The sequence below is a fragment of the Bdellovibrio sp. HM001 genome (assembly GCF_055397275.1).
Window position 1 is genome coordinate 3,094,004 of the sequence record NZ_AP029174.1, and the last position, 20,240, is coordinate 3,114,243.

Here is a 20,240-nt window from a genome sequence, read left to right on the forward strand (position 1 = left end):
CTTGCAGAAATTCGATAATTTACCTCTTTCGAATCCTCCGAACAGCCGATAAGTTAAGCATGAGAAATGGAACGTATTTATTAATATTACTCTCATGGCTTTGCGCTTTTATTGCTGAAGCCTCGCCCAATTCTCTGACCTATCAGGGCCGGATTATCAAATCCAATGGTCAACCGTTGGAAAATAGCAGCGTCAGCTTTTTATTTGAAATCACAAGCCCCAACGGCAGTTGTGTCATCTATCGCGAACAAAAAGATGGCATCAACATGCTTAACTCCGCCGGGGTCTTTGATGTTCCGATCGGCTCGGGAACCAAACTGTTTCCCTCAGATCCTCTCTTCACTTTGCTGGATGCTTTTAACAACAGCAAATCACACAACTGCTATGGCAACTCCACTTATCCCGCACAAGCCGGGGATACGCGTCTTTTGAAAGTGCAGTTCCACGACGGCTCGGGCTGGAAAGTCATCTCCCCGTCCAATGAAATTCGCACGGTTCCCTACGCAGCCTATGCCCTGTCCTCGGAAAAACTGGGGCAAAACAAAGCCGAAGACTTCGTGCTTAAGGGAGCTCTGCCAACGTGTCCCGATGGCACGTTCCTGAAATGGAATGGCACGGCTTTAAGTTGTGCGGGGGTTACCGGAGCCAATGGAGGAACAGTTTCAGAGGTCACCTCCGCCAATGGATTCATCACCATCACAAATGGAACCAGCACTCCGCAACTGACTTTGCAGGTGGGAAACACAGCAAACACTGTGACCGTGGGGAACGATCCTCGTCTAAGCGATGCACGAACGCCCTCGGGTGCCGCCGCAGGTGATCTGGGTGGAACTTACCCAAATCCCAGCGTTGTCGCGCTTCAGGGGACTGCTGTCTCCAACGCCGCTCCCACCAATGGGCATTTTTTGAAATTCAACGGCACCCAGTGGTTGTCCGCGCAAATCAACACAGCCGACGTCAACGGACTCAACACAACACTGAACAACTACATGACCGATGCGGAATTCAGTGATGCTGTTGCAAATGCGGGTTGTGGTGCTCACCAGACCATGTACTGGAATGCGGTGAGTGGTTTTAACTGTCAGGCGATCAATGTCTCTGTCGCTGGTGATGTCAGTGGAACCATCGGAGCTGTGACCGTGAATAAAATCAAAGGTGTTGCTGTCGACACAACCGGCCTCACGCCAGGGCAGGTTCTGAAGTATGATGGAACGAAATGGGCGCCCGCCGCCGATAACGATGCAAACTCAGGCGGCACCGTCACCAACATTGCCACGGGAACCGGTCTTTCCGGTGGACCGATCACGACGACAGGAACAATTTCTCTGGCCAACACCACGGTCACGCCGAACTCTTATGGGTCCACAACTCAAGTCGGCACTTTCACCGTCGATGCACAAGGGCGTTTAACCGCAGCGGCCAATGCTGCGATCGCCTTCCCTGTCACCAGCGTTGCGGGCCGCACAGGCTCCGTGACCTTGGATGTGGGTGATATCGGTAACGCTGCCGGAAAGTACTTTATCTATCGCCCGAACAACACGGCATGTACGGACGGCCAGGTTCTGAAATGGGTTTCTGCGAACAACCGCTGGGAGTGTGCAAATGACACCGACACTTCCTCAGGGGGAACCGTCACAAGCATCGCCACCGGAACCGGACTTACCGGTGGAACAATCACTACAACCGGAACGATTTCACTGGCAAACACGACGGTGGCTGCGGGGTCTTATACCCGCGCAAATATCACCGTCGATGCGCAAGGCCGCTTGACTGCGGCTGCCAATGGGGCTGCCATCAATCTTGCCTCTGAAGTCACTGGCACTTTGCCTGTTGCCAATGGCGGAACGGGTGCAACAACTTCTCTGGGGGCTTTCAATGCCCTTTCTCCTCTGACCACAAAAGGCGATATATTAACACGAGATACCAGTAATAATATCCGTCTGCCGATTGGATCCAATGGTCAGGTATTGACTGTTGATACCGCGACAGCTTCAGGGCTGAAGTGGGCTTCCCCCACCGTTGGAACTGTCACCAGTGTTTCTGGAACCGCACCTGTGCAGGTGGCCAGCGGAACCACAACTCCTGTGATTTCCGTGGACCCGGCAACAACAGGGGCCCGCGGGGTTGTACAAATAGGCGCGGGAATCGCCGTATCTTCCGGCACGATCAGCGCAGACCCTGCTAATTTCCCGTCAACAGTCCCTGTTGCCAAAGGTGGAACCGGCGTTGCCTCGATCACCGCCAATCGCCTGCTGGCCTCGGATGGCACCGGCTCTAGCATCGTGCCTTTCACTTGTGCTGTGGGGCAAATGGTGACCTTTGATGCCTTAGGTGTCATGGGCTGCACTAACTATTCATCTTCAGGAATCTTCGCCAATGGAGGCAACAGCTTCGGAACTGCGGCGGTTCTGGGAACGAACGATGCCAACTCTCTGACCTTGGAAACCAATGGCTCGCCTCGAATGACAATTCTTTCAAACGGCGCTGTCGGTATCAACGAAACCTCCCCGACGGGAAGTTTTATGGTGTCAGGTACGGGGGCCACAGACATTCGTCTTCATGACAAATCAGTGGCCAATCCCTCCACTCTGCGCATCCTGACTCAGAACGGAGTCAATTACATTGAGTCCGGCACTGACTTCACGAACACAACCTCCGCTGATCTGCACTTTACTGACATGATGGGGGTCAATCGCTGGATGACCATCAAGGCGGATGGAAAGGTGGGAATCAAAACGGCCAGCCCCGTCACAAATTTCCAAGTCAAGGGTGGAGCTATCATCGGGGATCTCACACCGTTCCCTGCAGCTTATTCCGTCATCCCGACTGAAACTCAGATGGCGGTTTTACGCAACAACACCGAAACCTCCGGCAACCTGACTGGCAGCGGAGTCTATCAACGCTTCAACCCGTCTGCCAACTCGACACTGTCCACCCACGCGTCGGTCAGTATTGTTGTGCCGAATGTTCCCGCGGGTGTCACCGTCACCAGCACCAACGAGGCGCTGTATACAGCGGCGACCCGCAATCGCTATGCCGGCAATATAGACGCGGGGACCGTCAGCGACCTGCGAGCCGCAAGCTTTATGTACGGACACGAAGGCTTCGAAGCAGGCAACTCTCCCACAACAAACAATGCCATTGGGTTACATGTCTTACCCCAACTTCAATCCGGAACCATCGGAACCATGTACGATCTTCTCCTGGCAGCTCCGACAACAGGTGGTACTGCGACGAACCGATACAGCGTCTATCAAGCCAGCGGCACGGCTAAGAACTATTTTGCGGGTCCTACCGGATTTAACACCGCTTCGCCCCTGGCCAACGTGCATATTGGCAGCTCGGGTGCGGGTAATACGGCTTACTCTTCTTTCCAGATCGGCAGTGACGCCACTGTCACCAACAACTTCCACATCGTGAATGAATTTGGGAGTTCCCGTCGCCTGAATTTCTATAAAGGCAATTTGGGTTCAGGTCAGATGCTGATGTCTTTGGATGCGTCAGGCTTGCTGACTTTGGGTGAATCCGGCTCTAACGGGATGGGAATACTCAGCCTGAAGCCCGGCACGGGCGATCACACTTATATTCAGTTCTTTGCCCGCACCGCAAGCCCCACCACTCGCAGCGGTTATCTTGGCATACCAACCACGGGGAGCACACTATTTAACATCGCCAACGAGATGGAGGGGGGCGATATGCACTTCATCACGAAAAACGGCGGTTCGATATCTCCCAAAATGGTTTTGTCTGCTGTCGGAAATCTGACGACCGTGGGCACCGTCAACGGTGCATCGGACATCCGCCTGAAGAAAGACATTCATACTCTTGAAGGCAGTCTGGAAAAGATCCTTCAGCTCAAACCGTCCTCGTATCATTGGAAAGACCCCTATGCGGATCCTCGGTTGCAAATGGGCTTTATCGCCCAGGAACTGGAACAGATTTACCCTCATGTTGTCGATCAGAACAAAAGTGGCATCAAGTCCGTGTCTTACATGAACATGATCGCCCCGATCACTGGCGCTGTGCAGGAGCTTTATCACAAATTCAAAGCGATGCTCATGAATCACGAAGATCGAATTTCGGCGTTGGAAAAGCAAATGACCGCCTTACAAAAACAAAATGAGGATCTACGCCAACAGAATGAAGATCTAATGAAATATATCAGGTCTCAAAATGAGAAAACTCAAAGAACTCCGGCTTCCAGCCGATAAGTAATCTGTGCGGAGGTTGCACGTGAAATGGATCGTACTGGCTTCACTTATGATTCTTGCCACAGGATGCTCGATGGATGCGTCACTGGAGCAAATTTCAGAGAACTCTCCAATTAAATTTCAGGATCCTGCCAAAACAACCGGTTTGGTTTCCGGCTCCACTCAGACAGGAACCGCCACAGGTGGCGGAGTGACTTATCATGTGCAAAGCACTGTGGGTAACTACATGTCCGGTATCGAGCAGACCACCGAAGACAAGACCTACAAAGTCTACAGCTCTGTTCAGGGCGCCATCGTTTCCAACTGACGGACCTTCGGTCAAACCAAGGTCCAGAGCCCTCAAGTTTCAAAATAAGACAGCCGATAAAGGGAACAGACAAACCATGGAAGGGTTTTCTTATGATGTTCTTAATTGCATTCCTGTTGGGATTTTCGACGCCATCGCAGGCCGCTGACATGTCAGTGGTGGATGTGCGCAGAAACATCACGCTGTCTGAAGAAGACACCGTTTACAAAGACTTCTACATCAATGTCACTCCCGGCTCTGGCTTAAAGAAGAATCTGGTGGTCACCGCCGTCCGAAAAATCAACGTGCGTGATGCCAGTGGTGCCAATGCTGTTGGTGAAATCATGGTCCCGGTGGGACAACTTAAAATCATCGCCGTCTATGACCGTGTGGCCGTGGCACGCGAATTCACCCTGCTATCCAGGGATGAGCTCCCCATGCTGGAGCAAATTGGCATTATGACCGGCGACCGCATTGATCTGGGGGGCTCGTTTATTGACAACTCCAAACCCAAACGGCGCAAGGTTGCCGAAGCTGATACCCCGGCCGCCACCCCCTCCCCGGCCGTGACCGTGGTTCAGACGCAGGTTATTACGACTCCCAACCTGGCCCCAGAGACCGCCAACCCTGTAGTTTCTGCAAACCCTCCACCAGTGACTTCCACGGTGGTTCAGGCGTCCCTGCAAACCGCAGAAAAGCTTGAAAAATCGGTGGTTTCTGATAACACCACTCGGAATGAGTGACACAAATTCCTACTTCCGTATCCGCCTAAGCCAGGTTCCTGCTGAACTTGAAGACATCATCACCACACATTGCTTTGAATGTGGCGCTTCGGGCGTCACTGAAGCCTTGCCGTTCACACAGCCTGATCTGACTTATGATCCTCAAATTCTTCACGTTCGTGCCCATGAATTGGACGTGTTTTTTCCAGAGCGCCCGGGCTGCAATTTCTTTGATGGCCTGATCGAACTTAATGAAGACATCAAGTGGCATATCCATGAAGAAGAAACCAAAGACTGGTTGGAAGAATGGAAAAAGGGCTTCAAGCCGTTCAAACTTGTCGGTGACTTCTGGGTTGTCCCTTCCTGGCTGACGCCTCCTCCAGAATGCAAACATCCGATCTATATTGATCCGGGCATGGCTTTCGGAACAGGCACTCATGCGACCACTCAGATGATGGCTTTTTTCATTCACAAGCTGGCTGAAAAATACAAAGATCAAATCGGCAACTGGACGATGTTGGATGTCGGCACTGGCACAGCCATTTTGGCAATGCTGGCCGAGATGGCCGGTATGGGCCTGGTCACCGGGATCGAAATTGACCCTGAAGCCCGCCGAGTGGCGCGCGAAAATATCAAGCTCAACAAGGTGGAACAAATCTCCATCCCCGAGTCTTTGATCGAAGACCTGCGTGAACAGTACGATGTGGTCGTGGCCAATATCATCGACGGAGTTCTGATCAATATCAAAAAAGACCTTATGCGCGTTCTGAAACCCGGTGGTCACATGCTGCTAACGGGTATTCTCGAAGAGCGTGACAACCACTTCTTCGAAAAGTTCCTGGAAGGCTCGGGCCTGACTGTGATCCGTCGCCTTGAAAAAGACGAGTGGGTTGGTTACTGGGTTCAGTCATGAGACGTTATTGGATCGACAAAAAAGATCTCTTTCAAGATCAGGTGAACTTCACCGGGGATGTGTTTCATCACATCTTCGATGTTTGTCGTCAGGAAGTGGGATCCAAATTTGAAGTGCTGACTGAAGACAGTAAAGCTTACTTCGTTGAAGTCACCCAAGTTTCCAAAAAGACTGCCACCGCGCAGATTCTTGAAACTCGGGATATCCCAGCTCTCAAAGAACCTCACCTTCATCTTGTTCTTTCCCTGTCCCGCTTTCCCGTGATGGATGCCATCATGGAAAAGGCGGTGGAAATGGGCGTTTCCAGCATCCATCCCTTCTTCTCTGAATTTAGCTTCTTGAGAAAAGGGGAAAAGCTGTCGGATAATAAAACCGACCGCTGGGATAAAATCGTCAAATCCGCCACTCAGCAAAGTGGACGTGGCGACCTGATGAAGATCCATCCGGCCATCCCGTTTGAAAAGATCTCGGATTTAATTAACCGAAATGACTCCGGTGTGGGTCTATTTGCTTATGAGGGTCCGGCGACTCTAAGCATCAAGGATTATGTCACCAAAGTTAAATCTGACCGTCCTCAAGGGATCAAAGACATCTGGATTATCGTGGGCAGTGAGGGGGGATTCTCTCACCGCGAGGTTGAGGAATTCCAAAAACTAGGCCTTCATCCAGTCACCTTAGGGCCCCAGGTTCTGCGAGTTGAAACGGCTTGCATGACCTTGGTCTCCGTCCTAAAGTATGACTTTGATCTGATGTGTTGATTTAAGGAGAAGGCATGGATCCTTTTGAGGAATTTGAGTTTAAGCCGCTCACCGATGGTTTGGGTTTTCACAAGAAAAAACAAAACAATGCATCCGCTCAGGATAAAGCTGAAGCTTTCTCTGTCAGCCCGGTTCTTAAGGATAAAGGTCTAGAGCTTATCGAAGAGGCTTCGACGGATCCTCTTCGTCCACCACTTCCTCGCAAAAAAGCCTCCCCTGTCCCACCAGCTCCGGGTTCATTGACCGAAGTGGGCGGTGATGGTGCGGCTTCATCCACAGCCGTTGATGAGATCCTGAAGACACTGCAAAAAAATCGCCGTTTGGATTTGGACAAAGCGCCTCAAAAAATCACTGGAACGGCAGCCAGAGAAGAATTCAAAAAGACGACCTGGAGCTTCTCGGCAGCGCTTTTGGACGGAATGTTGGTGATCGCTGCGAGCTTGCTGTGCATGATCATCCTTTTGGTGATCACTAAAGTGGATCTGATCGGCAATCTGACCAATCCAGATGCTCAAGGCATGATCTATCTTTCCACCTTCTGCCTGTTTGCGGGTGTGGCGTTCATTTATCTGACAGTGAATCGTATCTTTGTGGGCTGCACTCCGGGAGAGTGGGCGTTTGATCAAAGAATCGGCAAGCCGGAAGAGCTGAACAAAGCCGCTTACTCTTTGAAAGTGGTTGCCCGCAGCCTGCTCGTGATCGCGACAGGTTTCGTGGTGATGCCAATTCTATCTGTTCTGTTTAATAAAGACTTCGCAGGCGCTATCACTGGCGCACAGCTTTACAAGAAAGCATAAAAGACATCTATGGGTCAGGTTTGCACATTTGAAAATATTGAAGAAACTCTGGCCCCGATTCGCGCTCAAGGCAAAAAAATCGTTTTCACCAATGGCTGCTTTGATCTTCTGCACGTAGGGCATGTTCGCTACTTGCAGGAAGCCCAGCGCCTGGGCGATATCCTGGTTGTGGGTGTGAACTCTGATGCCAGCGTCAAACGCCTGAAAGGCCCTACCCGCCCGGTCCAAATCGAAAACGACCGCGCAGAGATTCTGGCAGCCTTGGGTGCTGTGAATTTCACGGTGATCTTCACCGAAGACACACCCGAAAATCTGATTCACAAAGTGAAGCCTGACATTTTAGTCAAAGGCGGCGACTGGAAAATTGACTCCATCGTCGGCGCGCCGTTTGTTATGTCCTACGGCGGAAAAGTCATGTCCTTGCAGTTTGTGGACGGAAAATCCACCACCAAACTCATCGAAAAAGCCCAAAAATAGAAAATCTACCCAACTAGCTCATAAGTTTAGATCGGTCAAAAAGGTTCAGCCGCGAGGCGGAAGGTAACCCTCGCAGCGCAGGCGTGCTCAATGCACGTCGGAGCGAGAAGGTTGCCTTCCAACGACGTCGGATGGGCCTTTTTCACCGATCTAAAAGCGGAAGCCTATTTTGGCGCTATAGACCGAGTCCGAATAGCGATCAATTTGCATCGCCAAGAACATCTTGGAAATATCGATGTTAAGCCCAAACACAGCGTGATCCTCTACGATATCCTGAGTCACCGTATTCTGATCGGCCGTGATGCCGTCCGCTCCACCGATGAAAGTTCCCGTCGCACGGACACGTCCAAATCCCGTATAGATGGCAAGTCGATCCATCGCCACGGTCGCAATCAGATCCAGCCCCATCGTGGAAACATTGATCAGGTTGGAAAAACTGGCTCCACCACCATACAACATCGCAGTCAGACTCAAAGGAAAGAAGCTGGCTTCATAAAAGCCCCAGCGCAACTGAGCGCCGTAGTTCTGCATTTTCTCACCCTGAATCGTGGGTGTGAAATAAAACAGGGTGTCGATGTTGTAGTAAAGGCCTTTGCCGACAGTCAGGGTGTAGAAGTTAAACTCCCCTTTGTCTTCGGTCTTGCTTCCCAGACTTGCCAAATCTTCGGCGGGAATAAATTCAGAGGACAGTCCCACTTCAATTCCAGTGTAACCACCCAGAGGATAGGGATTGTCCAGAATCTTGGAGGCCGAACCAAATCCCAGTATCTGCAGGGCGCGTGTCTGATCTTTGGCATTCAAATTTCTAGGCAAATCTGTAGCCGCAAAGACCTGAGAGGTCCCAGCTATCAAAGTTATCACAAGAATGTTTCGCCAGAAATGAAGAAAGCCCATAAATATGGGCTTATTCTCGTCGAAAACAGGCGGGCCTGTCCAGTTTTAAAGAGCCGCAACGGCTGAGGTTTGGATTTGACTCAAGGCTGCAGAGGCCAAGCTGGCGATTTCACTGTCCTGGCTTTGCGCCAACTGCTGGAAGACGGGGATAAACTTCGCATACCCAGCCACAGAGTTAATAGCCACATCACCGCGAGACCCACGGGGATCATTCAAGTTCGTGCCCGCCTTAGCCGCCACATAACCTTCCATCACTACCTGAGTTGCCACCGTCACTAATTCTGAATTGTCGCTTTTCAGAACAGACATCAGAATTCCCATGCGACCGGAAACCGCATAGCTCAACATGTAGGAATGAAGCTTTGTCTGCACTTCCGGAGCCACCTGATCGAAATACTGAGCGGCCACGGCGAAACTTTTTTGACTGTAAGTGCCCTTGAGCGCCGCCAAGCCCAGATCCTGCGTCTCTGTTTTATTGCTGCGAAGAAGCTCTGTCACGATTGTATAGAACGTCTGATCATCCACTTCTTTTGCGCTGTAAGCGGCAATCAGCTTATCCAGGTTTTCTTTGGTCGGCTGAGCCTGCAACAGGGCTCTCCACTGGTCACCAGAAAGAGTGTTCTTGGTGTCAGTCGTATTGGCTGTATTTGTTTTGTTTGTATTTTGCTGATAGTTCTGCGGAACATTGCCATCACCCACGGTGATGTCGTCAGAGGTCAAGCCAGAAGCGGGTGCTGCATCGACCACATTCACTTCCACAGAAGGCTTTTTGATAGCAGTTGGAGTTTTTTTAGAGTCCGCTTTCTTGGCAACAGCTTTTGCCGGAGCCTGCTGAGGCGCTGCCGCCTTTGCCTCCACTTTCTTTTCGTCAGCTTTCTTCTTTGCAAACGGATTCTTATAATCGCGCGAAATCTCTCGATCCCCCAGATCAAACAACGCCGCCAGAATGGATTTAGGACGAGGCATCTCGTAGATCACTTCCATCTCGCCGATAGCGCTTTGAACAGGGGACTTCAGCAGATAACCCATCCCGCCAATCATAAGAAGGGCAAAGCCTGCAATCGCGATTTCGAGTTTTTTATCTGTGAAGCTCATAAGGGCCTCCTGTTCTTATCAGGAGTAAGAGCAGCGCTTATGCCACTTCAGAGCGAATATAAAGGTCTTGGCACGCCCCACCCTGAGACAGAGCCCAACAAGAGCACCCCCCTGTCAGAATTTTCGACAACTAGCCCGGGCAGAACCCCGGACGGGGGCCAATGGAAGGGAACTGACGGCAGGTGTCCGGGCGCTTCTCATAGACCGTACACAGGCGCGTTTTAGAATCTAAAAACAGGCAGTCCCGGTTGGCCTTCTGAGAGAGCATAAAGAACTCTGTCCCGGATCGATACGAGACGATAATGCCTTCTTTTATCAGTCTTTTTGCTAACTTTTTAATCGAGGTTTGGGCCTCATCCTCGGTGGCAACACCAAGTCGGATGAGGTCCGAGAGTTTGATTTCAACCGGCATTGTGCAGCAGCCGCCGAAGCAGCCATTGCACATCCCCGTCTTATAGGGCTTCCAGGTTGATGGACGATCGATATCCGTTTTTCTCATGAACTTTTAAAACTATGGCAGTCTTTTCTTAACCAGCTTGCTGTTGTATCGCGCAGACAAATCTGCGGGCTGAATTAGTACAATACTGTAGCCACGGTTGTAAAGCTCACGCAGGAACTGAGGCATGATTTCCGCCGTTTTCCTTTGGATGTCATGGAACAGAACCTGCCCACGGCCTCGCTTTTCAATCTCCGCAATTGTGGTGCGCAGCAGATTTTCATTCGTCTGAGCTCTCCAGTCATTGCTGTCGATCGACCAGAAGAATTCACCTGTGGAGTTATTCTTCAGGAAGTTCTTAAGCTCCGGGGAACCTTCACCATAAGGGAAACGGAAGAACGGATCCACCCAACCAATCGCATCATAAACAGCCTGGTGTCCGCCTTTGATTTCAGCCACGGCTTCATCAAAAGTCAGGTTGCGACCATTGGTCTTACGGCAGGCAGAGCTGCTGCCCAAGCACGCGTGTGTCGTCGAGTGCGTTCCGATAGAGTGACCATCTGCCGCCACTCGCTTCACGATGTCAGGGTTTGCGCGGACCGCCTTACCCATGTGGAAGAAGATCGCTTTCGCATTTACTTCCCTGAAGGCACGCAGGATTGCATCAGTGTACTGACCATTCGGACCATCATCAAAAGTGATGATCACTTCCTTGCGCGCCACATCTCCGGTCACTGCGTGATAACCCTTGGACGTGTCACGTTTTTGAATATTCGTCGGGAACTGGAAGTTGTTGCCAGAGTAAACCGCCTTAAGGGCGTGACCTGGAACGTCCAAAGTCTCACGTTCTTTGTCGAAGTGTTCATCCACCTTCTGCAACAGCTCCTCTTTACAAGAGCTGACCAGAGCACGGTTATTTTCATCACGGATTTCATTCTCAAAGATCGTCAAGGACTGACCATCAAGTTTGTTCAGCTCCGTGCACAACTCTTCTTTCATGGTTTCACGCTTTGTGGAATCAACCATGAACTCGTGGCGCCAGTTGGCGAACAATGCTTCCGGGTTGGCTTCAGAATTTTCCCATTCAACCAGGTTCTTAGCCTCTTGGTTGACCGTCACTGCCTGACGAACACTGCTGCCAATCTGACTTCCACACCCCACCAGGGAAGTCGCAGATAACAAAATCATACCCCCGAAAACAAACTTCTTCATAGTCACCTACTGCGAAACATCGGTCCCTTGACCGACATTAAGAACGTTCCAAGCCATCTTCTGCTGTTCGTCCTCGTTAACTTCATCCTTCTTGGTTTCCGGTTTCTTCAAACTAAACTTAATTTTGGAATTCTCAATAATCACCCGTGGATCCACAGAGTGATTGTCGAAAATAACCAGGTTGCGGGACGCCTGCGCTGTCACCACGTGCGGATTCCACAGGTAACGGAAATAAATTACCAAGGAGCCCACAAACTGACTTAATAGCAAGGACAACAGCCCCAGACTTAAAAGTCCGATCTGTGGCAATGTCGTCTCCCAACGAGCACGCTCCAACACTTCAAAACGAGTGTCGATGGAAATTTTCATCGCATCCAATTTGGTCAAAGCTGTGCTCAGTTCCTTATAGCGGTTGAACTCCAGCTCGGACTTCTTTTTCAGGTCTTCCACCATTTGCGCTGCGAACGGTAGATCCTTCACTTCCTTCTTCAAGCGCGCAATAGAAGCCTGCACCTGGCCAAGTTTCCCGGCCAGGATGTTGTTTTCAATTTTCAATGCTTCGATACGACCACCAACACCATAAAGGGCACTTTCCTTCTGCTTCCCACGTCCTGCTTGAAGGTAGTCGATCATTTTTCTATTTTCTGCCATCTTCAGTTTGATCTCATTGGATCGCACCAAAAGGTCAGACACGTAATCACCCATTTTATCTTTGGAAGCCAAAGGTAAAAGGTTTTCATCTTTATTCTGCATCTCTGCCAGTTGCTTCCCAAGGGCCACCAGCTTCTGATCAGCATCGACTTTTTGTTTGGACATGAAATCTTCCACACGGTTGATTTCCGCCAGTTCCCGTTTTTTCAGCATATCTGCCGCCAGTTCCGATGCCGTGTTCGAAAGGAACAAGGACATGGATTTTACGGGGGTCACAGCTGCCACACGGATCTCGAAATCTGAATCCAGATTTATGCGAGTCCAAGCATTCAGCACTTGCAATAATTGAACCCGGCCTTCAGGGTTGCCTTCCAGGTCCTTCAAATATTTGTCACGGAAGATCTCAAATCCTTTACGTTCCTCTAGAGTGATTTCCTGGCTGTTTCCGCGCTCTTCAATGCGCTTTAAAAGGGCCTCATAGAACTCACGGGTTTTAAGGTATTCGATGTGTTTGGATAAGACACTACTGCCCTTTTTGGACTCTTGAACGGATTTTGAAAGTCCATAGAACTGATTGGAAAAGGCTTGCAAAGACGAGTTCTGGGAATCGTGAATAACTATCGTGGAATTCGCCACAAACGGAATTTTAACGATATAAACAAGAACACTGATAGCAAACAGCACGGCCGTAAAGACGGCAAACATCCGCCAATGAGATAAGTACAGTTTGATAATTTCGCCTACCGTGAGTTCCGGTTCCATATGCTGATCACTCATATTTCCCCACCTTTTCATCTAACAGACCGTAAGCATTGGTTGTGCCACCGTTTTTCAGCCTTGGCCTGTGTTTAATGTGCAATGAGGATTAAGAGTTTGAAATTACTTCACGGCAGGGCGCCCATTTGACAGCTTCCACAGCACAAGGACCGCCAGAATAAAAAGACCGCCCACCAGGGGGCCAAAGGCGAGACTCAATCGAAAATGTGTGGTCTCTGGCTCTTTTGTCAGCGCCCAGGTCAGGAGCTGTCCCGTAACAGCCAACGCCAAACCGCGAGAGATTTTGCCGACCATTTTCCAGACCCCGAAATACAGGCCCAGTTCGTCATGCCCGGTGCGCTCTTCTTCCGCCTTCACGATATCTGTCAGCAAGGACTCTAAAAGCACTGCCGAGCCCACCAGAATCCCTCCGATTAAAGAGGCCCACAGCAGCGCCCACCCCACCTGCGCCACTGGCAGGATGGGGTATATAAAGCAGCTGACCATTCCCAACAAAAACACTCCCCACATCAGCGCTTTGCGCTTGGGCACATAGCGAATCAAATACAGCCAGCCCGGAATCGACAAAGTAAATGAAAGCAGGAACAACAACAGAACGGTGGTGATTTCCGTCTCAGAAAATCGAAGACCTTCCCGATAAAAGTAAAGCGCCACAGAGGAGTTAAAAGTCAGCCCGATATTGGCAACAAAGTACGCCAGTAAAAGTGGTACAAAGTTCTTATTGTGCAAAGGCTGCCACATTGAGAACTTGGCGGTTGTTTTGCCCTCTGCCAAAGGACGGTTGTACTTCAGAGCCGTCAACCAGGACACCAGCGTGCCGATACACAACAGCCCAACAATCATCCATGCAGCCTGCGCGTAAGGTTTGGAATCTCTGGCTATCAAAAAATACCCTGGCACCGCAATACCAAAAATAGCTCCCAGATTTCCAAATGCCAGACGCCAGCCAATCAAACGAGAGCGTTCGGCGGAATCCCCGGCTAGATCACCAACCAAAGCGGAATAGGGCACACTTAAACAGGTGTAGGCCGTGTTCACCAAAAGGGAAAACGTCAGCAGATAGAAAAACTTCGACGCCATGGAGGTCATCGGAGGAGGATTCAGCAAACCCATCATGGAAACTGACAAAAATACCAGCCCCCAGGGTAAGAACGAATAACGCTCTCCCCGACGGGATCGAACGCGGTCAGAATAGTAACCGATGAGCGGATCAATCAACGCATCCCAAAAAATGGAGAGCCCCAAAGCCAATCCGGCCCACGAAGAGCTCAATCCCACTTCCTGAGTATAGAAGACCAGCAAATGTAGACGCAGGAAGATCTCAACGCAGTTGATTCCCAATTCCGCAAAGCCGTAGCCAGGACCTTTCATTTCTTTCCTATCCTGGAGACCGACGCCGCAATAAAGCCAAAGACCATCCAATAAAGACGATCGGCCATGCCCCCAATGGATAAGTGTATGTGATAGATAATGAGAATAGGAATATGGGACAGCAAATAGATCGCCACTTGCCGTTTAGAAATGTCAAAACTCAAAAGCGCTTTGAAAGAACCGACAACCATCAGAATCAATGAAATGCCCGCTAACACAAGAAGGGGCCAGCCACCGATCACCCCGGCCGAGATAAAGATATTGTGCGGATCCTTCATGGCATTGTAGTTGGAAACATCCACCTCATTGCCAGCCGCAAATTTGGAAAGCAGTCCATGCCCCAGCCAAGGCTCCTGAAGGAAAATCTGACTGCCACGCTCGACCTCTTCCCAACGAGAGGCAATGCCGTCCTGGGCCTCGCGAGATCCCAAAGAGTTCTGGCCCGTCGCAATCCCGCGGGCGAAGTCATAGACCTGATTCCCAAAGAACAGGGTGAAGGTCACAAGCAAAGACAAAAAGGCAAACTTAAAGATCCGCCCTTGATTGGTTGCCGTTTTATGCAGAACCATTGTCACAACAAAGGCCATCAGGGCCGCCGCCGCGGAAGAACGGGTTCCTGTCAGGATGATGGCCAGAAAACTTCCTGCAAGCACCAGGACATCCCAAACCTTATGTTTCATTTTACTGTCATCCAGCAAGGTTCCCAAAGAGAAAATAAAGGCCACGGTAGCACAGGTCACCATGTGGGGAATGTGTTTAAAAACACCGACAAAGCGTCCCCCCTTGAAGACGGCGCCACCGGCCACCACCCACAAAAGCAGAGAGATAAGTACCAGCACACCCGACCACTTCTGCACAAAGCGCATAAAGTCGCGAACATCCCAAAGACTTGGGATCAAAACCCCATAGACCACGATCATGAACAGGGACACCAGCAAGGCCCCCACCTGCATAACCGGAGATTCATCCGTATTCACATAGCTGATCTGTAAAAGAGTCTGCACAATCAGCGTCAGCATCAGAAGGAAGATAAAGAGCTTATAAAAGCCGCTGAGATGATGTCGGTCTCGGACCTTCAGCCATAACAAGGCCAGCGGAAGCCCCAGCAGAAAACACAGAAAGACGTTCACATACGGATGCAGCCCCTGCTGGAAGATCAGATAGGAAAAACTGTGTGGAACAGGAAGCAAAAAGCTTCCCAAAGAAATTTTGGAGATAAACAGCAGGGCCACAAGGGCTTTGATCAAAAATAAAATTCGACCGTCGCGGGCCCCAACCATCTTTACTTCCCGGTGTTTTTATCAATAAGGACAGCCGTTAACACAATCCCCAGAACCACAGAAACGATCGTGATCCCTCGGGAGGCCTCGCTGCTGATCCAAGGAGTGCGTGGTGGAACATAGACAAAATCATCCTGCCCCAGTTTCAGATTCTTGCCCCCACCAAACTTGATGATTTTTTCAGCATCGACTTCGTATGCGCCCTGGTATTCATTGATAGCCTTCATTTTGAGGTCCGCCCAGGATTTCGGCTCTGACTTACGCACCAGAATCTCGGAAAGGTCCCCGCCATTGGTGGTTCCACCAGCCAACGTCAGAAGCTTGAGCAATTCCGTGTTAGCCGGAATGTAATAGATCCCCGGCTTGTAAACCGCCCCCAGCAACTGGACACTGATCAAGGATTCTTTGGGGGAGGAGCGGAAAATATATTCCGATGATTGTTGAGGCGGCTTGATGTCACTTAGCAACCCCAGTTCCTGCTGTCCGTACGCGGTGCTTACACAAGTGATCGTCATTAAAACAGCCATCACAAACTGCAAAGACTTTTGGATACTCATTTTAACTCTCCCAAATCATGACTATTCAACACTGGACCTAAATCGAGAGGCTGGACTCATGTCAATAAATTTCGATGACTTGACTTCTGTCTGTGCCTCACAATGAAGTCTATGACGAACTCCGTTCCTGAGCACGAAAAACTTTTTGATGAGATCTGCAGCAAACTTAACGAGCTGGGCACCAACCCTGAAGAGGGTCTAGTCCCGCCTCCACCAAAGTATGAGCAAATGCAGGTTCAAATGAAAAAATTCCATTCAGACCTGAAAGGCAGCCAGGAAGAACTTCGCGAGAAGATCAAATCCCTGGAAAACGTGTCTTACGGTGCTGAAACGTTGGACGCACAACTGCAACAATTGGCAAACCAATTGATCGCAGAGCGCGCAAATAACACCAAACTCAGTGGTGATCTGGCGAAGTCATTGGAGCTGAGCCTTCAGCTTCAACTAGAGATTCAAGGCCTGAAAGCGCGCGCCCTGCAAATGCAAAGCGAAGAAAAGAAATACAGCCAGGCTTTGTTTGAAAAGAACAAACAACTGCAAAGAGACCTGGAACTGAATCAGGCCCTGAAAGACGAAACCGCGATGGAACTGATGAAAGCCAAAAGTGCTTTCACCAAAGAACAGGAACTTTGGGAAGAACAGCGCGAACAGTTTGAAAAAGAAATCCACAGCCTGAAGGAAGAACGTCAGAACCTGCAACAGAACGTCGAAGAGCTACAGATGACGGTGGCTAACAGAGACTCTACGATTTCCTCTTTGAACGAAGAGATTGAAAAAATCTCGACTTCCTTTAGCGAAGTGGAAGCCTCTGCCCAACAGCAGAACGATGTCCTGAAGAACTTGATGTCGGTGGCTGAAACCAAGATTGTGGAAATGAAACTGGCTCTGGATAAAAAGGCTCTGGAAGCGCAGGACTACTACAGTCATCTGCAACAGGCCCTCACCCAACTGGGGGTTCTAAAGCAGGAAAATGGAGCCTTGAAAGAATACGTGGCGAAGCTGAACTACTACCACCAACAGGCTCAGCAGGCGCAAATGACTGTGGCGCAGATGGCTCAAGCCGCTGCCGCTCAGGTTCAAGGGGGCAGCTCAGTACAAATGCAGCACCAGGCCCCGCAGCAACAGCAACAATCCAATGTCTAAACGAAAAAAGCCCGGTAAGAACCGGGCTTTTTTTTATTCTGTCACCGCATGTGGTGGCAAGCTTGGGAAGGCTCGGGAAGCCTGCACTTTCTTCGCCGCCTCCCCTTTGATTCTGTAGTAAGGGATATTGGTGTTCACGTCACCCAATCCAATTTTCTTAAACGGATTTTCAGAATCATTCCAGCTGTAGTGACCAGAGAAGAAATCAAAACGTCCCATTCCCTTGATGCCGCGCCCCTTATCCCGAATGACAAAATAACCGTTGTGTTTGCTTCCATCCGGAAGCTCCAAGCCAACAACTGCAGGAACGAAGATCACTTCACCGGGTTTGTAGATGGATAGATCCGCTGCCAAAGTATAAAACGGATCAAGACAGCTGCTGTTCACACCGTAACCGAAGCGACAACCATCTTCCGGAATTTCAAAATAGCGATCCTGCCCGTCAAAGCGGCCGATAATATTGAAGGTGTGCATTTTGCCTTTTTGAATGACACCGCAGGAACCCTGCAGGGAACATGCTGCTGCCGTTTTCGGGCAGACCTTCAACAGAGGCTTGCTGCCAGCTCCATGCAATGTTCTTCTGGTCTCTGGCTTACAGCCATTTTTATCTTCATTAAGAATCGCAAAGAAATAAACTGTGGGCTTCAAAACCCCAGGCCCAACCACTTCACTGCGAGGGGCATTGGGAGTTTTAGAAAGTACTGGTTCTTCTGTTTTAGGCGCTGGTTGGTCGCCCTTTTTAGGTTCGGACTTGGGCTCTGCTTTTTCTTCAGCAACCTCTGAAGACTTGCCAGGAGTTTTTTCCTCGGTCTCTTGTGCAGGTTCAGCTTCATTCTTGGCAGAGCTGGACTTGGTTGGTGCCGGCGACGTTGTCTTGGCGTCTTTTTTGTCTTTCGCCGGGGCAAGAGTTTCCTGTACCACCTCTTCGTAGGTGTCCATGGCCTCTTCATAACCATAGTAACCGCTGCTTCCCAGATCCGCTTGCTGCGCAGGCCCTTGATCAACCTGCTGCCCGTAAGGCGAGCCCTGAGAATTCGCTTCAAAGGAAGTGACACCAACATTCATATTTCCACAAGCCGCAAGAGCCAGAAGAGCGAAAATTAGTGTAGGTATTTTAATATGTTTCCCTGTCATATTTAAACTCCTAACCTAAAGACAAGAGCGAGAATAACAATTCCCTGGGATCTTGCGGGAGAATTACGAATCACTTGAAAAGAAGAAAAATCCGGTGCCGAAAATAGTTACCTGTGAAATATGGTGCCATGCTACACTTGTAAGCCTATGAGCACAGACACTTATCTCTCTATTGACTTCGGGACCAGCAACTCTTTGGTGGGTGCCTACCATCAGGGAAAACGTTACGAAGCCCTCACGTTGGACAAAAAAGCCAACGATCCCACCATGATGCGCACACTGCTGTACTTCCCCAATCCGGACCTGTGCTATTACGGATCTGAAGCCATTGAGCAATACATTGAACAGGACATGGAAGGCCGCCTGTTTAGATCCTTCAAATCCCATCTGCCGAACCAGAACTATCTGGGAACCGTTCTGGACAATCGCATCCTGACTTTGGAAAGCATGATCGGGACCTTCCTGCTGGAACTGAAAAAAAGAGCTGAACAAACTTTAGACACTTCGGTCGAAAAAGCCGTGATCGGTCGTCCGGCTCGTTATTCCATGGATTCCGTCGCAGATGGTTTTGCCCTTCATCGCATGCAGAAGGCCGCAGCCTTTGCCGGCTTTAAAGAAGTTCATTTTGTCCCGGAACCGCTGGCAGCAGCCTTTGATTATCGGCGTGAGCTGACAGCAGAAAAAATCGTTCTGATCGGTGACTTCGGCGGGGGAACGTCAGATTTCACCTTGATCAAACTTCGCCCTTCTGGTTTTTCCAAGGAAGATGTTCTGGCAATCGATGGTTGCCCCCTGGCGGGAGATGCTTTGGACAGTGTGTTCATGAGCCACAAGCTCAATGAGTATTTCGGCGCGAAATCCCGCTATCGACTGCCGATGGGAAGCAACGTGATGACGATGCCCAAGGGTGTGACCTTGCGTCTGAATCATCCGGCTCACATCGTTCACTTGAAAGAAAAAGACACCTACGAGTTCATTCGTGAGGTGAAGAAGTGCTCATTAACCGCCAATGACGCCTCGGCGGTTGAAAGATTATTCATCCTTATTGAAGACCAGCAGATCTTCCCGTTCTTTGAGAACATCGAAAGAACCAAACGAGCACTTTCGAATTCAGAGGAAACTGAATTTACCTTCGACTATCCAGGCCTTGAAATTCGGGAGCACTTTACCAGCAAAATGTTTGTGGAATGGGCAGAAGAGACCCGACAGAATATATTCAACTCTTTGGATCAGTGCTTAAAAGACGCCAATGTCACCGTGGATCAGGTGGATTTAGTCTGCCTGACCGGAGGCACGGCCAAGGTGCCGTTCATCCAGAAAGAATTTGAAAAACGCTTCGGCCCACAACGTTTGCAGACTCAGTCCCACTTCCACTCGGTTCTTTCCGGACTGACCGAGGCCGCGGGATTCGTCGCCAATGGGCAGCAAGTTGTTTAAAAGATTGAGTTCTTACCAGACGCAGTAATATGTTGCGCCTCAAGAAGCACTTTTAAGCTGCATAATAGAGCAAAAGTGAGTATCAACCC

At 50.1% G+C, this 20,240-nt stretch carries 18 protein-coding genes; 9 read left to right on the forward strand and 9 right to left on the reverse strand.

From position 1 onward, the window contains the following. Positions 1-59 precede the first annotated feature (59 nt). The 7 genes from ACZ5ZZ_RS14530 to rfaE2 all read left to right on the forward strand — a co-directional run bounded on the left by ACZ5ZZ_RS14530 (position 60) and on the right by rfaE2 (position 8,164). Positions 60-4,211 carry a tail fiber domain-containing protein gene (locus ACZ5ZZ_RS14530; RefSeq protein ID WP_464140038.1) on the forward strand — a complete coding sequence of 1,384 codons (4,152 nt, stop codon included), beginning with the start codon at positions 60-62 and terminating at the stop codon, positions 4,209-4,211. Positions 4,212-4,233: 22 nt separating this feature from the next. Beyond that, positions 4,234-4,518 (forward strand): hypothetical protein, encoded by a 285-nt coding sequence (locus ACZ5ZZ_RS14535; RefSeq protein WP_464131993.1) that lies wholly within the window; start codon positions 4,234-4,236, stop codon positions 4,516-4,518. A 92-nt stretch (positions 4,519-4,610) separates the two neighbouring features. Next, entirely contained in the window at positions 4,611-5,240 is a 630-nt protein-coding gene (locus tag ACZ5ZZ_RS14540) for a hypothetical protein (RefSeq protein ID WP_464140040.1), read from the forward strand. Further along, complete coding sequence (locus ACZ5ZZ_RS14545) at positions 5,233-6,132, forward strand: 50S ribosomal protein L11 methyltransferase (RefSeq protein ID WP_464140042.1); 900 nt, start codon at positions 5,233-5,235, stop codon at positions 6,130-6,132. The genes ACZ5ZZ_RS14540 and ACZ5ZZ_RS14545 overlap by 8 nt, the downstream gene beginning before the upstream one ends. Beyond that, a complete protein-coding gene (locus ACZ5ZZ_RS14550) occupies positions 6,129-6,890 on the forward strand; it encodes an RsmE family RNA methyltransferase (protein ID WP_464131997.1) in 762 nt (253 codons plus the stop codon). The genes ACZ5ZZ_RS14545 and ACZ5ZZ_RS14550 overlap by 4 nt, the downstream gene beginning before the upstream one ends. Before the next feature lie 14 nt (positions 6,891-6,904). Beyond that, positions 6,905-7,687, forward strand: coding sequence for a metalloendopeptidase (locus ACZ5ZZ_RS14555; protein WP_464118435.1), 783 nt, complete (start codon positions 6,905-6,907; stop codon positions 7,685-7,687). A 9-nt stretch (positions 7,688-7,696) separates the two neighbouring features. After that, on the forward strand, positions 7,697-8,164 hold the full coding sequence (gene rfaE2, locus ACZ5ZZ_RS14560) for a D-glycero-beta-D-manno-heptose 1-phosphate adenylyltransferase (RefSeq protein ID WP_464118437.1): 468 nt from the start codon (positions 7,697-7,699) through the stop codon (positions 8,162-8,164). A gap of 150 nt (positions 8,165-8,314) precedes the next feature. Here rfaE2 and ACZ5ZZ_RS14565 read toward each other — a convergent pair whose 3' ends face one another. The 8 genes from ACZ5ZZ_RS14565 to ACZ5ZZ_RS14600 all read right to left on the reverse strand — a co-directional run bounded on the left by ACZ5ZZ_RS14565 (position 8,315) and on the right by ACZ5ZZ_RS14600 (position 16,437). Continuing rightward, positions 8,315-9,058: a hypothetical protein gene (locus ACZ5ZZ_RS14565; RefSeq protein WP_464132000.1), complete on the reverse strand. Its 744-nt coding sequence runs from the start codon at positions 9,056-9,058 to the stop codon at positions 8,315-8,317. A 45-nt stretch (positions 9,059-9,103) separates the two neighbouring features. Further along, on the reverse strand, positions 9,104-10,153 hold the full coding sequence (locus tag ACZ5ZZ_RS14570) for a hypothetical protein (RefSeq protein ID WP_464132002.1): 1,050 nt from the start codon (positions 10,151-10,153) through the stop codon (positions 9,104-9,106). A gap of 130 nt (positions 10,154-10,283) precedes the next feature. Beyond that, positions 10,284-10,652: a YkgJ family cysteine cluster protein gene (locus ACZ5ZZ_RS14575; RefSeq protein WP_464118440.1), complete on the reverse strand. Its 369-nt coding sequence runs from the start codon at positions 10,650-10,652 to the stop codon at positions 10,284-10,286. A 12-nt stretch (positions 10,653-10,664) separates the two neighbouring features. After that, entirely contained in the window at positions 10,665-11,801 is a 1,137-nt protein-coding gene (locus ACZ5ZZ_RS14580; protein ID WP_464140044.1) for a polysaccharide deacetylase family protein, read from the reverse strand. 6 nt (positions 11,802-11,807) lie between these two features. Further along, a complete protein-coding gene (locus tag ACZ5ZZ_RS14585) occupies positions 11,808-13,229 on the reverse strand; it encodes a GumC domain-containing protein (RefSeq protein WP_464118443.1) in 1,422 nt (473 codons plus the stop codon). A 102-nt stretch (positions 13,230-13,331) separates the two neighbouring features. Continuing rightward, complete coding sequence (locus ACZ5ZZ_RS14590; RefSeq protein ID WP_464140046.1) at positions 13,332-14,600, reverse strand: MFS transporter; 1,269 nt, start codon at positions 14,598-14,600, stop codon at positions 13,332-13,334. Beyond that, positions 14,597-15,880: an O-antigen ligase family protein gene (locus tag ACZ5ZZ_RS14595; RefSeq protein WP_464132006.1), complete on the reverse strand. Its 1,284-nt coding sequence runs from the start codon at positions 15,878-15,880 to the stop codon at positions 14,597-14,599. The genes ACZ5ZZ_RS14590 and ACZ5ZZ_RS14595 overlap by 4 nt, the downstream gene beginning before the upstream one ends. Before the next feature lie 2 nt (positions 15,881-15,882). Continuing rightward, positions 15,883-16,437 carry an SLBB domain-containing protein gene (locus ACZ5ZZ_RS14600; protein WP_464132008.1) on the reverse strand — a complete coding sequence of 185 codons (555 nt, stop codon included), beginning with the start codon at positions 16,435-16,437 and terminating at the stop codon, positions 15,883-15,885. Between the two features lie 111 nt (positions 16,438-16,548). Between ACZ5ZZ_RS14600 and ACZ5ZZ_RS14605 the strand changes: the two genes are divergently transcribed. Next, positions 16,549-17,580, forward strand: coding sequence for a hypothetical protein (locus ACZ5ZZ_RS14605; RefSeq protein WP_464140048.1), 1,032 nt, complete (start codon positions 16,549-16,551; stop codon positions 17,578-17,580). A gap of 33 nt (positions 17,581-17,613) precedes the next feature. Here ACZ5ZZ_RS14605 and ACZ5ZZ_RS14610 read toward each other — a convergent pair whose 3' ends face one another. Continuing rightward, positions 17,614-18,714 (reverse strand): 3D domain-containing protein, encoded by a 1,101-nt coding sequence (locus tag ACZ5ZZ_RS14610; protein ID WP_464132012.1) that lies wholly within the window; start codon positions 18,712-18,714, stop codon positions 17,614-17,616. 147 nt (positions 18,715-18,861) lie between these two features. On the opposite strand from ACZ5ZZ_RS14610, the gene ACZ5ZZ_RS14615 reads away from it, so the two are divergent. Continuing rightward, positions 18,862-20,151: an Hsp70 family protein gene (locus ACZ5ZZ_RS14615; protein ID WP_464140050.1), complete on the forward strand. Its 1,290-nt coding sequence runs from the start codon at positions 18,862-18,864 to the stop codon at positions 20,149-20,151. Positions 20,152-20,240: the final 89 nt, after the last annotated feature.